Source organism: Pseudomonas kilonensis (assembly GCF_001269885.1).
In the GTDB taxonomy this organism is placed as follows: Bacteria; Pseudomonadota; Gammaproteobacteria; order Pseudomonadales; family Pseudomonadaceae; genus Aquipseudomonas; species Aquipseudomonas kilonensis.
The window spans coordinates 481562-495652 of sequence record NZ_LHVH01000017.1; the positions used below are offsets into that span (position 1 = coordinate 481562).

At 62.9% G+C, this 14091-nt stretch carries 11 protein-coding genes and 1 pseudogene; 9 read left to right on the forward strand and 3 right to left on the reverse strand.

Annotated elements, in window-relative coordinates; genetic code table 11:
• Window positions 1-104: 104 nt before the first annotated feature.
• Window positions 105-1469 (reverse strand): ethanolamine permease, encoded by a 1365-nt coding sequence (gene eat / locus AD662_RS08765; protein ID WP_053183086.1) that lies wholly within the window; start codon window positions 1467-1469, stop codon window positions 105-107.
• A 395-nt stretch (window positions 1470-1864) separates the two neighbouring features.
• On the opposite strand from eat, the gene kdpF reads away from it, so the two are divergent.
• The 6 genes from kdpF (at window position 1865) to AD662_RS08795 (ending at window position 10151) form a co-directional block, all read left to right on the forward strand.
• Window positions 1865-1954, forward strand: a complete 90-nt coding sequence (kdpF, locus tag AD662_RS08770; protein WP_033033323.1) for a K(+)-transporting ATPase subunit F — start codon at window positions 1865-1867, stop codon at window positions 1952-1954.
• An 8-nt stretch (window positions 1955-1962) separates the two neighbouring features.
• A complete protein-coding gene (kdpA, locus tag AD662_RS08775) occupies window positions 1963-3657 on the forward strand; it encodes a potassium-transporting ATPase subunit KdpA (protein ID WP_053186685.1) in 1695 nt (564 codons plus the stop codon).
• A gap of 10 nt (window positions 3658-3667) precedes the next feature.
• Entirely contained in the window at window positions 3668-5722 is a 2055-nt protein-coding gene (kdpB, locus tag AD662_RS08780) for a potassium-transporting ATPase subunit KdpB (RefSeq protein ID WP_053186688.1), read from the forward strand.
• A 156-nt stretch (window positions 5723-5878) separates the two neighbouring features.
• The gene (gene kdpC, locus AD662_RS08785; protein WP_053186690.1) at window positions 5879-6424 is read left to right on the forward strand and encodes a potassium-transporting ATPase subunit KdpC; all 546 of its coding nucleotides are present in this window, start codon (window positions 5879-5881) and stop codon (window positions 6422-6424) included.
• Between the two features lie 312 nt (window positions 6425-6736).
• Window positions 6737-9388: a sensor histidine kinase gene (locus tag AD662_RS08790; RefSeq protein WP_053186693.1), complete on the forward strand. Its 2652-nt coding sequence runs from the start codon at window positions 6737-6739 to the stop codon at window positions 9386-9388.
• 64 nt (window positions 9389-9452) lie between these two features.
• Window positions 9453-10151, forward strand: a complete 699-nt coding sequence (locus AD662_RS08795; protein ID WP_018603023.1) for a response regulator — start codon at window positions 9453-9455, stop codon at window positions 10149-10151.
• A gap of 181 nt (window positions 10152-10332) precedes the next feature.
• Here the strand turns inward: AD662_RS08795 and AD662_RS08800 are convergent, their stop codons facing one another.
• Window positions 10333-11370 carry a patatin-like phospholipase family protein gene (locus AD662_RS08800; protein WP_018603025.1) on the reverse strand — a complete coding sequence of 346 codons (1038 nt, stop codon included), beginning with the start codon at window positions 11368-11370 and terminating at the stop codon, window positions 10333-10335.
• 207 nt (window positions 11371-11577) lie between these two features.
• Between AD662_RS08800 and AD662_RS08805 the strand changes: the two genes are divergently transcribed.
• The 3 genes from AD662_RS08805 to AD662_RS08815 all read left to right on the forward strand — a co-directional run bounded on the left by AD662_RS08805 (window position 11578) and on the right by AD662_RS08815 (window position 13764).
• On the forward strand, window positions 11578-11868 hold the full coding sequence (locus tag AD662_RS08805) for a hypothetical protein (protein ID WP_014337256.1): 291 nt from the start codon (window positions 11578-11580) through the stop codon (window positions 11866-11868).
• 105 nt (window positions 11869-11973) lie between these two features.
• Window positions 11974-12735, forward strand: coding sequence for a CHAD domain-containing protein (locus tag AD662_RS08810; RefSeq protein WP_053186696.1), 762 nt, complete (start codon window positions 11974-11976; stop codon window positions 12733-12735).
• A gap of 231 nt (window positions 12736-12966) precedes the next feature.
• Window positions 12967-13764, forward strand: a complete 798-nt coding sequence (locus AD662_RS08815) for an acyl-CoA thioesterase (protein WP_018603031.1) — start codon at window positions 12967-12969, stop codon at window positions 13762-13764.
• Between the two features lie 8 nt (window positions 13765-13772).
• On the opposite strand, the pseudogene AD662_RS08820 reads toward AD662_RS08815, so the two are convergent.
• Window positions 13773-13991: pseudogene (locus AD662_RS08820) on the reverse strand (terminase); the annotation flags it as partial.
• Between the last annotated feature and the right edge of the window lie 100 nt (window positions 13992-14091).

Genomic DNA, 14091 nt, shown 5'->3' on the forward strand with positions numbered 1-14091 from the left:
GGGCGATGGACGGACGAATATTTCGCCGATCCATCGCACCTACCACTTATGAGCGAAGGTTGTTCGCAGTGGTTCAATACTACGCCCGTTCGGTCGTATTCACCTCAAAGCCCGGTCAGCATCGCATCGGCGGGAGCGTCTGCACGCAGTTGTGCGGTGAGGATGAAATAGACGAAACCCACCGCCATGAAGCCGAGGAAGATCAGCCCGATCAGCGCGTTGAACCAGGCCATTGCCACCAGGCACACCACTGCCAGCACCAAGGCGATGCCTGGCACGATCGGATAGCCCGGTGCGCGGAAAGTACGTTCCAGGTTGGGTTCGGTTTTGCGCAACTTGAACAGGCTGAGCATGCTCATGATGTACATGACGATGGCGCCGAACACGGCCATGGTGATCATCGCCGCGGTCAGGGTCATGCCGCCGAGGTTGATCAGGCCGTCGCTGTAGATTGCGGCAATGCCGATCAGCCCACCGGCGATGATGGCCCGGTGCGGGGTCTGGAAGCGCGACAGTTTGGCCAGGGAGGCGGGCAGGTAGCCGGCGCGGGCCAGGGCGAAGAACTGGCGCGAGTAGCCAAGGATGATGCCGTGGAAACTCGCCACCAGGCCGAACAAGCCGATCCACACCAGCATGTGCAGCCAGCCGGAGCTTTCGCCGACCACGGTTTTCATGGCTTGGGGCAGGGGATCGTTGATGTTCGACAGGGTGCGCCAGTCGCCGACGCCGCCGGCAAAGAACATCACGCCCATCGCCAGGATTACCAGGGTCAGGATGCCGCTGATGTAAGCCTTGGGAATCGTGCGTTTCGGATCCTTGGCTTCTTCGGCGGCCATGGCCGCGCCTTCGATGGCCAGGAAGAACCAGATGGCGAAGGGAATCGCGGCGAACATGCCGGCGATGGCCGGTGCGCCAAACACATCGGAACCGGCCCAGCCGTTCAGGGCAAAGCTGCTGAAACTGAACGCCGGGGCCACGACGCCCATGAATACCAGCAGTTCGGCTACCGCCAATACGCAGACAATCAGCTCGAATGTCGCGGCCAGCTTGACCCCGAGGATGTTCAGGCCCATGAACACGATATAGGCGCCGACCGCTGCGTGTTTCGGATCCAGCGCCGGGAATTGCACGTTCAGGTAGGCGCCGATGGCCAGGGCAATGGCTGGCGGCGCGAAGACGAATTCGATCAGCGTCGCCAGCCCGGCGATCAACCCGCCTTTTTCGCCGAAGGCCCGACGGCTGTAGGCAAACGGCCCGCCGGCATGGGGAATGGCGGTGGTCAGTTCGGTGAAGCTGAAAATGAAGCAGGTGTACATGGCCGCGACCATGAATGACGTCACCAAAAAGCCCAGCGTCCCGGCCACGCCCCAGCCGTAGCTCCAGCCGAAATACTCGCCGGAAATCACCAGGCCGACGGCAATGCCCCATAAATGCAGGGTGCCCAGGGTGGGTTTGAGTTGTGTGTTCATCGGTGGCTCCCCTCGATCCATAGCAAAAGCGCTGGGGAGGGGCAGTGCAGTGGGCGTGCCAGTGTGGCGAGGGCGGTCGTAATGGGTGAAATCGTGTCGTATCGGGGATGTTCGCTGCCGGATGGCTGGGTTTTGTGCCCCAGTTGAGGGCGAGGTTGCCTGTTCTGGCGTCATCGCGAGCAGGCTCGCTCCCACAGGGGATCCTCAGTGGGCACGGATTCCGTATACACAACAGAACCATTGTGGGAGCGAGCCTGCTCGCGATGACGCCAGCCCAACCAACACTTTTTACAGATTCTTTATCCTCCAATCCCTCTCTCGATCTCGTTCCTTTACAGCCTCCCTGCCGACAATCACTCCACACACGGCACGACGCCGTACCACGGAGAAATCCCATGAATGTTCTGGATGGGGTGTCGCTGCTGCTGGCAGTGGCGCTGTTCATTTATCTGCTGGTTGCGCTGTTGCGCGCCGATCGGAACTAGGAGCGGCTATGCACGGTTATGACTACGGGCTGATCCTCGGCTTTTTCGCCCTGGTGCTGATTCCGGCACCGTTTCTGGGGCGTTTTTACTACCGGGTGATGGAAGGTCAGCGCACTTGGCTTTCACCGATCCTCGGTCCGGTGGAGCGCGGTTGCTATCGCCTGGCCGGTGTCGACTCCGCCGCTGAGCAGAGCTGGCAGAAATACACCCTGGCCTTGCTCGCGTTCAACCTGGCGGGTTTTGTCTTGCTGTTCGCCATTCTGCTGCTGCAGGGATATTTGCCCCTCAATACCGAGCAACTGCCCGGCATGGAGTGGACCCAGGCTTTCAACACGGCCGTGAGTTTCATGACCAACACCAACTGGCAGTCCTACAGCGGTGAAGCGTCCCTGAGCTACCTGAGCCAGATGGTCGGCCTGACCGTGCAGAACTTTGTCAGCGCCGCCACCGGCCTGGCCGTGCTCGTGGCGCTGTGTCGCGGCATCGGGCGCAAGTCCGCTGCGACGCTGGGTAATTTCTGGGTCGACATGACCCGCGCCACCCTCTATGGGCTGTTGCCGCTGTGCCTGCTGCTGGCATTGTTCCTGGTCTGGCAGGGCGTGCCGCAGACCTTTGCGCACTATGTGCACGGGGTCACGCTGCAGGGCGTCGATCAGGTCATCCCGTTGGGGCCGGCCGCCAGCCAGATCGCGATCAAGCAACTGGGCACCAACGGTGGCGGTTTCTTCGGCGTCAACTCGGCGCATCCGTTCGAAAACCCGACGGCCTGGAGCAACCTGTTCGAAGTCGCTTCGATCATCCTGATTCCCGCCGCGTTGGTGTTCACCTTCGGCCATTACGTCAAGGACCTGCGCCAGAGCCGGGCGATCATCGCCTGCATGCTTGCCCTGTTCCTGATTGGCGGCGCCACGTCACTGTGGGCCGAATACCAGCCCAACCCGGCCCTGAACAACCCGGTCGTCGAGCAAACCGCGCCGCTGGAAGGCAAGGAAGCACGCTTCGGCACCACCGCCACGGTGCTGTGGTCGGTGACCACCACGGCGGCCTCCAACGGCTCGGTCAACGGTATGCACGACAGTCTCAACCCACTCAGCGGCATGGTGTCGCTGGTGAACATGATGGTCGGCGAGGTGATCTTCGGCGGCGTCGGGGCCGGGCTCTACGGGATGCTGTTGAACGTGCTGATCGCGGTGTTCCTGGCTGGTTTGATGATCGGTCGCACCCCGGAATACCTGGGCAAGAAGCTCGGCGCCCGGGAGGTGCAACTGTTGGTGGCAACCCTGCTGGTGATGCCTGTCAGCGTGCTGGTGCTGGGGGCCGTCGCCGCAAGCCTGCCCGGGCCGGCCGCAGCGGTGAGCAATCCGGGTGCCCATGGTTTCAGCCAGTTGTTGTACGCCTACACCTCGGCGGGGGCGAACAACGGTTCGGCATTCGCCGGGTTCGGCGCCAACACACCTTTCCACAACCTGATGCTGGGCCTGGGCATGTTGATCGGTCGGTTCGGCTACATCCTGCCGGTGCTGGCGTTGGCCGGTAGTTTGGCCTTGAAGAAGACCGCGCCGATTGGCCAGAACAGCTTTCCTACCCACGGCCCGCTGTTCGTGACGCTGTTGACCGTGACCATCCTGCTGGTGGGCGGCTTGACCTTCCTGCCGACCCTGGCGCTGGGGCCGATTGCCGAACACCTGAGCATGGGCTTCTGAGGACCTGATGATGAATATGCCGATGAGCAAAACCGTCGCCGCCAAGGCGCCGGAGCAACCGAAGACCCACCTGTCGGCCCTCTGGCGGCCGGCGCTGGTGCAAGCCTTCGTCAAGCTCGATCCACGCCAGTTGCACCGCGCACCGGTGATGCTGGTGGTGGAACTGACCGCGATCCTCACCACCGTGCTGTGTTTCATTCCCGACAACGCCGTGCCGACCTTTGTGGCTGCGCAAATCGCGTTGTGGCTGTGGTTCACCGTACTGTTCGCCAACTTCGCCGAAGCCTTGGCCGAAGGCCGCGGCAAGGCCCGGGCCGACAGTCTCAAGGCTGGCAGCGAAGGCCTCAACGCACGTCGCCAGACCGCCAGCGGCTTTGAAATCATCCCCGCCACCCGTCTGCGCAAAGGCGATGTGGTGCGCGTCGAGGCCGGCGATATGATCCCCGGCGACGGTGAAGTGATCGAAGGCATCGCCGCGGTCAATGAGGCGGCGATCACCGGCGAATCGGCGCCGGTCATCCGCGAGTCCGGCGGTGATCGCTCGGCCGTCACCGGCAATACGCGGCTGGTCTCCGACTGGTTGCTGATACGCATCACCAGCAATCCCGGCGAGTCCACCCTGGACCGCATGATCGCCTTGGTCGAAGGCGCCAAGCGCCAGAAAACGCCGAACGAGGTGGCGCTGGATATCCTGTTGATCGGCCTGACGCTGATCTTCCTGTTGGTGGTGGTGACGCTGCAACCGTTCGCCCATTTCGCCAACGCCAGCCTGCCGCTGGTGTTTCTGGTGGCGCTGCTGGTCACCTTGATTCCCACCACCATCGGCGGGCTGCTGTCGGCCATCGGCATCGCCGGGATGGATCGGTTGGTGCGCCTGAACGTGATCGCCAAATCCGGCCGTGCGGTCGAGGCGGCGGGAGACGTGCATGTGTTGATGCTGGACAAGACCGGCACCATCACCTTTGGCAATCGTCGCTGTACAGCGGTCTATGCCGCCCCCGGTGTGAGTGCCAAGGAACTGGCCGAAGGCGCGCTGTTCGCCTCATTGGCTGACGATACCGCCGAGGGCAAGTCCATCGTCGAGTACCTGCGAGGTTTGCATCCACAGTCCGAGCCTGGCGTCGAAGCGTTGACGGCCGTGCCGTTCAGTGCTGAAACCCGTTTGTCCGGGGTCGACTATCAGGGCCGCATCTACCGCAAGGGCGCCGTGGACTCGTTGCTGGATTTCATCGGCTTTGCACGCAATGAGTTGCCATCGGCACTGGCGCGGGAGGTCGACAAGATCGCCCAAAGTGGTGGCACGCCATTGCTGGTATGTGTGGACGGCAAGCTGCTCGGCGCTATCCATCTCAAGGACGTGGTCAAGCCCGGCATTCGTGAGCGCTTTGCCGAGCTGCGCAAGCTGGGGATCCGCACGGTGATGGTCACTGGCGACAACCCGTTGACCGCCGCCGCGATTGCCGCCGAGGCCGGTGTCGACGACGTGCTGGCGGAGGCCACGCCGGAGAAGAAGCTGGCGCGTATCCGTCACGAGCAAAATGACGGTCGGCTGGTGGCCATGTGCGGCGACGGCGCCAACGACGCCCCGGCCCTGGCCCAGGCCGATGTCGGCATGGCGATGAACGACGGCACCCAGGCCGCGCGGGAGGCGGCCAACATGGTCGACCTCGACAGCGACCCGACCAAGTTGCTGGACGTGGTGCAGATCGGCAAGGAACTGCTGGTGACCCGTGGCGCGCTGACCACCTTTTCCATCGCCAATGACATCGCCAAGTACTTCGCGATCCTGCCAGCACTGTTCGCCTCGATTTATCCACAGCTCGGCGTGTTGAACGTGATGCACCTGAGCAGCCCGCAGAGCGCGATCCTGTCGGCCATCGTCTTCAACGCCTTGATCATCGTCGTACTGATCCCCCTGGCCTTGCGCGGCGTGCGAGTGCACGCGGCAAGTGCGGCGGCGTTGTTGCGGCGCAATCTGTTGATCTATGGCCTGGGCGGGATCGTGGTGCCGTTCGTGGGGATCAAGGCGATCGATATGTTGCTGACGGCGTTGCACCTGGTTTGAGTTCACTATTTGTGGGAGCAAGGCTTGCCCGCGATGAACGATGACGCGGTCTTGCCTGGAATCTAAGTGTCTGCATCGCGAGCAAGCTTTGCTCCCACAAGGTAATTCCCCAAGGTTTTGTTTGCACAGGATTTACTTCAATTCGAGGATTTTGAAATGTCCACTCTGATTCGCCCGGCCTTGAGCCTGTTATTCCTGATGACCCTGATCACCGGTGTTGCGTACCCGCTGGTGGTCACCGGCGTGGCGCAAGTCGCCTTTCCCGTCCAGGCCAACGGTAGCCTGATCGTTGATGCCGCCGGCAAAGTCCGTGGCTCGACGCTGATCGCCCAGGATTTCACTGGCGATGCCTGGTTTCATCCACGGCCATCGGCCGGTGCCTTTGCCACGGTCGCCAGCGGCGCCAGCAACTTTTCCCCGAGCAATCCGGCCCTGGCCACCCGAGTGATCGATGACGCTCACAAACGCCTGGTACCCGGCCAGGGCCCGGTGCCGCTGGCATTGCTGACCACCTCCGCCAGCGGGCTGGATCCGCACTTGCCTCCGGCGGCGATTGCCTATCAACTGGCGCGTGTCGCCGCCGCGCGCAACCTGCCGGCCTCGACCTTGCAGCAACTGCTTGATGACAACATCGAGCAATCCTTGGTGGGCCCGCCAGTGGTGAATGTACTGGCGCTGAACCTGGCCCTGGAAAAACTGTAAAACCTGTGGGAGTAGCGCCTGTGGGAGCAAAGCTTATGGGAGCCGGACCTGTGGGAGCAAAGCCTGTGGGAGCTGGACCTGTGGGAGCAAAGCCTGTGGGAGCCGGACCTGTGGGAGCAAAGCTTGCTCGCGATCAAGGCGACACGGTTCAACTGATGAACCGCGTAATCGTTCATCGCGAGCAAGCTTTGCTCCCACAGGTCCGGCTCCCATAAGCTTTGCTCCCACAGGTCCAGTTCCCATAAGCTTTGCTCCCACAGGTCCGACTCCCCACAGGGTGTTTGATCAATATTTGAAAGAGATTTCCACGCCATGAGCGACTCCGGCCGCGCCGACGCACTGTTAGCCAATCTGCCCCGCAACGACCGTGGTCGACTCAAGGTCTTTCTTGGCGCGGCCCCAGGTGTGGGCAAGACCTACGCCATGCTGCAAGCGGCCCACACCCAACTGCGTCAAGGCGTGAAGGTCATCGCCGGAGTGGTGGAGACTCACGGTCGAAGCGAAACCGAAGCGCTGCTCGGCGGCCTGGCGCAGCAGCCCTTGGTGCGCTCGGAATATCGCGGTGTGATGCTTGAGGAAATGGACCTCGACGGCCTGCTCGCCGCCCGCCCGACCCTGGTCCTGGTGGACGAACTGGCCCACAGCAACGCGCCTGGCAGTCGCCATGCCAAGCGCTGGCAGGACATTCAGGAGCTGCTCACGGCTGGCATCGATGTCTACACCACCGTCAATGTCCAGCACCTGGAAAGTCTCAACGACCAAGTGCGCGGCATCACCGGTGTGCAGGTGCGCGAGACGTTGCCGGATTGGGTCCTGCAGGAGGCCGATGAACTGCTGCTGATCGACCTGCCACCGCGTGAGCTGCTGGAGCGCCTGCGCGATGGCAAGGTCTACGTGCCGGAACAGGCCCGGGCGGCGATCGATGCGTTTTTCACCCAGACCAACCTCACCGCGTTGCGTGAGCTGGCCATGCAGACCGCCGCCGCCCAGGTCGACAACGACCTGACCCAGGGCTATCGACAACTGGGCCAGGCCGCGCCCGCGGTACGCGGACGCTTGCTGGTGGGGGTGGACGGTGACGTACAGGCTGAACGCCTGGTGCGCCATGCCAGCCGCGTTGCACAGCGTCGGCATCTGCCGTGGAGCCTGGTGCATGTGGACAACGGTAGCGCCCGTGATGAGCCCTCGCGCCAGCGCCTGCAGAATGCCCAGCAACTGGCCGAACGCCTCGGGGGTGAAGTGGTGCTGCTGCGGGCCGGCGAAGTGGCCAGGACGCTGATCCAGCATGCCAGCGAGCGTCGCGCCACGCTGGTGCTGGTGGGCCAGTCCCGGCCACGTCTGCGCCGACGGCTGTTTGGCGGTGGCCTCGCGTCACGCCTGCTGCGCGATGCCCGGGGTCTGGAAATCAACGTGCTGGACAGCGATGAACAACCGCGTCCCGCACGCGTGCGTTCGAACGCCGTCCAGACCGGGTTCGACTATGTGTTGGCGCTGACCGCGACCGTGGCGGCCAGTGCATTGGCCTGGGGGATCTCGGGGTGGTTGGCGTTGCCCAATATCTCCCTGGTGTTCCTGATGGCGGTGCTGCTGGTGGCGGTACGCAGCAGCCTCGGCCCGGCGCTGGCCTGCGCGGCGCTGTCGTTCCTGGCCTATGATTTTCTGTTCATCCCTCCGACGTTTTCCTTCACCATCCAGCGCGAAGAAGACGTGCTGACGCTGGTGTTTTTCCTGCTCATGGCCGCCCTGACAGGCAACCTTGCCGCTCGTCAGCGTCGCCAGTTGCAGGCCCTGCGCGACACCCAGCAGGAAACCGGCGAGTTGCTCGACCTGTCCCGCAAACTCACGGCCGCCACTGACCGCCAGGCGGTGATCAGCGCCGCCGCGCAGCACCTCAACGGTTGGCACGACTTGCAACTGTGCCTGCTCAACCGCGACGGCCAGAGTGGTTGGAAAGTCGAGAGCGGTGAGCCGTTGACGTTCACCGAGGCCGAGCGCGCGGCGGCCGACTGGTCCTGGCAGCATGATCAGCCGGCCGGCGCGGGCACCGGGACATTGCCTTCCGGGCGATGGTGGTGGTGGCCGTTGTCGGCGGAGGGCGGGCCGCTGGCCTTGCTGGGCGTATGCCCGAAAGAAGGCAAGCCGTTGAGTGGTCAGCGTCGGCGTTTGCTGGCGGCCCTCAGTCAACCATTGGCCCAGGCGCTGGCCCGGGCGCAACTGGCCCAGGATCTGGAAGCGGCGCGCCTGCACGGTGAAACCGAACAGCTGCGCAGCGCCTTGCTGGCTTCAGTGTCCCACGATCTGCGCACACCGCTGACCGCCATGCGCGGCAGCATCGACAGCCTGTTGGCGCTGGGGGAGGCGATCCCACTGGCCGATCGCCGTGAACTGCTCGAAGGCACCCGCGATGAGGCCGAGCGGCTGGATCGCTACATCCAGAACCTGCTGGACATGACCCGTCTCGGTCACGGTGCCCTGAAGCTGGCGCGGGACTGGGTAGCACCGGCCGACATCGTCGGCAGCGCGCTGAACCGCCTGCGGGCGGTGTTGGCGCCGCTGGCGCTCAGTGTCGAGGTGCCCGCTGAATTGCCCTTGCTCTATGTCCATGCGGCGTTGATCGAACAGGCCCTGGTGAACGTTCTGGAGAACGCTGCGCGATTCTCAACGGTTCACGGGCGGCTGCTGCTGAGCGCCGGGGCGACCGACAGCGAAGTGTTTTTTGCCGTGGCTGACGAGGGGCCTGGGATCCCTGAAGAGGAGCGGGCGAAAATCTTCGATATGTTTTATACCGCCGCGCGCGGTGATCGGGGCGGGCAGGGCACGGGGTTGGGATTGGCGATCTGCCAGGGCATGGTCGGTGCCCATGGCGGGCGCATCAGCGTGGCCGATGGTCTCGACGGGCGCGGCACCTGCATCACGTTGCACCTGCCCTTGCAGGCACAACCGGGCATGGACGATGAAGCTTGAGCGGCGCTGAGTTACTCTTGTCCTATCTACTTGCCTTCCCACCTGAGTGCAACGAACGAACCCCATGAGCCAGACCGCGACCCTTTTGGTCATTGATGACGAGCCGCAGATCCGCAAATTCCTGCGCATCAGCTTGAGTTCCCAAGGCTACAAGGTGCTGGAAGCCGGCACCGGCGCTGAAGGCCTTGCCCAGGCGGCGCTGAACAAACCCGATCTGCTGGTGCTCGACCTGGGCCTGCCGGACATGGACGGTCAACAAGTGTTGCGCGAGTTTCGCCAATGGTCGGCGGTGCCGGTGCTGGTGCTCTCGGTACGGGCCAGCGAAGCGCAGAAGGTCGAGGCGCTGGACAACGGTGCCAACGATTACGTAACCAAGCCGTTTGGCATCCAGGAATTCCTTGCCCGCATCCGCGCCTTGTTGCGCCAGGCCCCGGCGGGCGAGCCACAGGAAGCCGCGCTGAAGTTTGGCCCGCTGACGGTGGACCTGGCCTATCGACGGGTGCTGCTGGACGGCAGCGAAGTGGCCCTGACCCGCAAGGAGTACGCCGTACTGGCGCAACTGGCACGCCACCCGGGGCGGGTCATCACCCAGCAGCAACTGCTCAAGGACATCTGGGGCCCGACCCACACCGAAGACAGTCACTACCTGCGGATCGTGGTCGGTCACCTGCGCCAGAAACTGGCCGACGACCCGACCCGACCTCGGTTCATTGTGACCGAAGCGGGGGTGGGGTATCGGTTGTTGGGGGAGGGTGCTGTTTAGCCAAAAAGTTTCAAGCCAAGCACTGTTGTGGCGAGGGGATTTATCCCCGCTGGGCTGCGAAGCAGCCCTAAAACCTGAACACTCGGTGTGTCAGGTAAAAATCATGTCTGAAGCTTTTTTGGGGCTGCTTCGCAGCCCAGCGGGGATAAATCCCCTCGCCACAGGAGGCCTGCGATCACATTCAGTTCTGGTCACTCTCATACCGATCCAAAGTATCGCTGGCAATCTCCCGCCCCAACGCGATCAACTCCGGCGCCTTGTAGAACTCGAAGAACCGGCACACCCGTTTCGGCACGTTGATCAGCACATCCGGCGGGTAACCGGCGATCTTGTATTGGGCCAGCGAGGTCTGCATCACTTCGAAGCTCTGGTTGATCAAGTCCAGCAACGACGCCGGGCCGACGTTGTCGATGATGAACGAGCCGGTGGCGGATTTCGGTGCGCCTTCGTTCTCTGGCGCGGCGGCCGGTTGTTGGCCTTCAGGCTCGGCCGAGTCGATCCACGGGTTGATGTCCGCCGCTTCGGCCTTCAAGGCTTCCTGCTCCAGCAGCAACAGCTGCTCGGCCTGTTTGCGGCGAAACGGCAGGCGCGAACCCAGGGAGCTGACCAGGGTGTCGAAGCGGCGCCGGAACGCGGCGGGGCGCGGGATCACCGGTAATCGATACTGTTTCTGGTTGGTGGCGTTGAGGTTGACCGCGATGATCAGGTCGCAGTGGCTCGACACCACCGGCACGATCGGCAATGGGTTGAGCAGGCCGCCATCCACCAACATGCGGTTGCCTTGCATCACGGGGGTGAACAGGCTGGGAATCGCCGCCGAGGCGCGCATCGCCTGATGCAGGCAACCTTCCTGGAACCAGATTTCCTGCTGGTTGGTCAGGTCGGTGGCCACGGCGGTGTAGGGAATGCGCAGGTCCTCGATATTGATGTCGCCGACGATCTTGTGGATCTGCCCGAAAACTTTCTCACCGCGAATCGCTCCCAGGCGAAAGCTGACGTCCACCAGCCGCAGGACATCCAGGTAGTCGAGGCTTTCGATCCAGTCGCGGTAATCCTTGAGCTTGCCCGCGGCATAGATTCCGCCGACGACAGCGCCCATGGAACAACCGGCGATGCAGGCAATGTCGTAGCCTCGTCGTTCGATTTCTTCGATCACCCCGATATGGGCATAGCCCCGGGCGCCACCGGAGCCCAATACCAATGCGACACGTTTTGTCATGACCCGGCCTCTTGTCGAACAGACTTCAACAATGCACCCATCGACGGCTCGGCTCAATCGTTGTGGCGCAGGCGTCGTTTTTTGACACGCCGGCGTGGCATTTGCGTATTCTCATCCACACTGAATTTACACGGTCGGGGCTTGGCACTTTTTGCCGGCGCGACCGTCTTACCAGCACGACTGTTTTTCTGACTTGAGGTGTAATCGATGAAAGCCCGGATCTGCCTGCCCCTGGTGGCATCCCTGATGGTTCTGGCCCTGGCCGGTTGCGCAGGCAAAACCGCTTACCGTGACAGCTGCGGTAGCCAACTCGACAGCGCCTGGCGTGAGCTGGACCTGGCCAAGGCCGAAGGTTTTGCCGGCACCGTCAGCTACTCCAAGGCCCTGTCCCTGCTGACGGGCGCCAAGACCCAGCAGCAATTCGAAGCGTTCGAAGGCTGCGCCAAGAAAGCCGAGAAGGCGCGTTTCTACATTCGCGAGTCCCGCGCCGGACGATAAAGGCAGCGACAAGCCATCAACTGCAAGCTACAAGGGAAGGACGCAGAATCGTTTTTCACTTGTAGCTTGCGGCTTGACGCTCAACGCTGTGTACGGAGTACGTCCATGATCGATCGGCTGGTGGCCCGGATACTGGGCCTGGAAGTCCGCCTGTTGGCCTGTCAGGCCCGCTTGAATGCCCATACCGACAGCGAAGCGCTGCATGACCTGCGCACCACGGTTCGCCGTTTGCGCAGCCTGCTTCGCCCATTGCGTGGGTTGCCTGGCGTCGAACAGCTGGAGACGGCTGCTTCGGCGGTCGGCACCCTGACCACGCCCTTGCGCGACCGGGAAGTGTTGGCCGCTTACCTGGAGCAGCATGGCCAAGCTGAGGCGGCGCGGCGACGCCAGGTGCAAATGGCTGAGGCTTATCCCGCCGTGGCCGCGAGTGTTGAACTGGCGCAGTTGCTGATGATCCTCGACGCCTTCCCGCGCTTCATTCGCGCCGCCCAGCGCGAGGGGTTGCTGGAGGGCTTGCGCAAACGCATCGAAAAGCGCCTGGACAAACAGTGGAAGAAACTCGGCGAAGCCCTGCGCGATCCAGCCCATGACCGCCATCGATTGCGCCTGCTGATCAAGCGCGTGCGCTACGCCATCGAAGCCTACCCTGAACTCGACCGCCTGCCTGAAGCAGCCATGCCCCGGCTCAAGTCCGCCCAGGCCGCGCTGGGCGATTGGCACGATTGCTGGCAATGGCTGGCCAGGGCCAAGGAAGAAACCGATCTGCACGCTTGTGTGCCCACCTGGCACGCCACGATGGACAGGGCCGAGGCCAAGTCTGACAAGGTGCTCGACAAGCTGATTGTCAGTTGCTTCGAAAAATCCTGACTCCCACCAGTAATCCCTGTGGGAGCGAGCCTGCTCGCGATAGCGGTGGACCGGTTAATAAATCTGCAAGCTGACCCACTGCTATCGCGAGCAGGCTCGCTCCCACATAGGATATTTGTAGGATTCAGGCTCGCGGCTTTTCTGTCAGTCTCTTTGGCCGGAATGAGCCCTGTGCCGCCAGCCCGGGCTGGTTAAGATTCCTTCATCTTTTTCCCTGTTTTCGAGGTCGTCATGCGCTTTTCCGATTTGATCGATGCCGTACGCCGGCAGCCAGGTGCGGTGAGCATCGCGCCTGAATGGGGCCAGGGTCGGGCCAGTTTTGGCGGGTTGGTGGCGGCACTGCAATATGAGGCGATGCGTGCCCAAGTGCCGGCGGATCGCCCGGTGCGTTCGCTGGCGATCACCTTTGTTGGCCCGGTCGAGCCCGACGTGCCTGTCAGTTTTGAAGTCGACGTATTGCGTGAAGGCAAGGCAGTGAGTCAGGTGCTGGGGCGCGCGGTGCAGAACGGCCAGGTGGTGACCGTGGTGCAAGGCAGTTTCGGCGCATCGCGCTCATCCGTGGTGGCGGTGCAGGCCGATCCCGCGCCAGAGTTTAAAAGCGTGGAGCAATGCCAGGAACTGCCTTACGTCAAGGGCATGACCCCGGAATTCATGCGGCACCTGGCGATGCGCTGGAGCGTTGGCGGCTTGCCGTTCAGCGGCAATAAATCCCGGAGCATGGGCGGCTGGGTGCGCTTGCGCGGCGATGTGCAGGAGGAGCCGCTGAACGAAAGTCATATCCTGGCCTTGGTGGACGCCTGGCCGCCGGCCTTGTTGCCTCACCTTTCGCAAATGGCCCCGGGCAGCACGCTCACGTGGACCATCGAGTTCGTCCAGCCGCTGCTGGCGCTCACGACACTGGACTGGTGCAAGTACCTGGCCGAGATCGAACATGCCCAGGACGGCTACGGCCATGTCGCCGCGAAGTTCTGGAGCGCCGATGGCCGCTTGATCGCCCTGAGTCGGCAGACGGTCACTATTTTCGGTTAAGGCTCTACGTGACAATGGTGCTGCAGCCCGAGCGCCGCGAGCAGGCCGATGATGCCGATGGCGACATCGCCCAGGCTCATGCTGAACACCCCCGACACAATCAGCAGAAACGCGATGATGAACAGCGGCACGGCAATCAGGTGCAACACCAGGTTGGTGGGGCGCCGATGATTGTCTGGGTAGGTGCGCCATTGCCAGGCCGGAAGATTGGGGTGACGTTTGCCCATGATGCTGTTCCTTGAATGAAACTGAATAATCCAAGGATAGGTCCGGTCGGGCGGGGCGGCGAATGGCGGTTGGCTATCGAAGCGATAGGCGGCCATACAG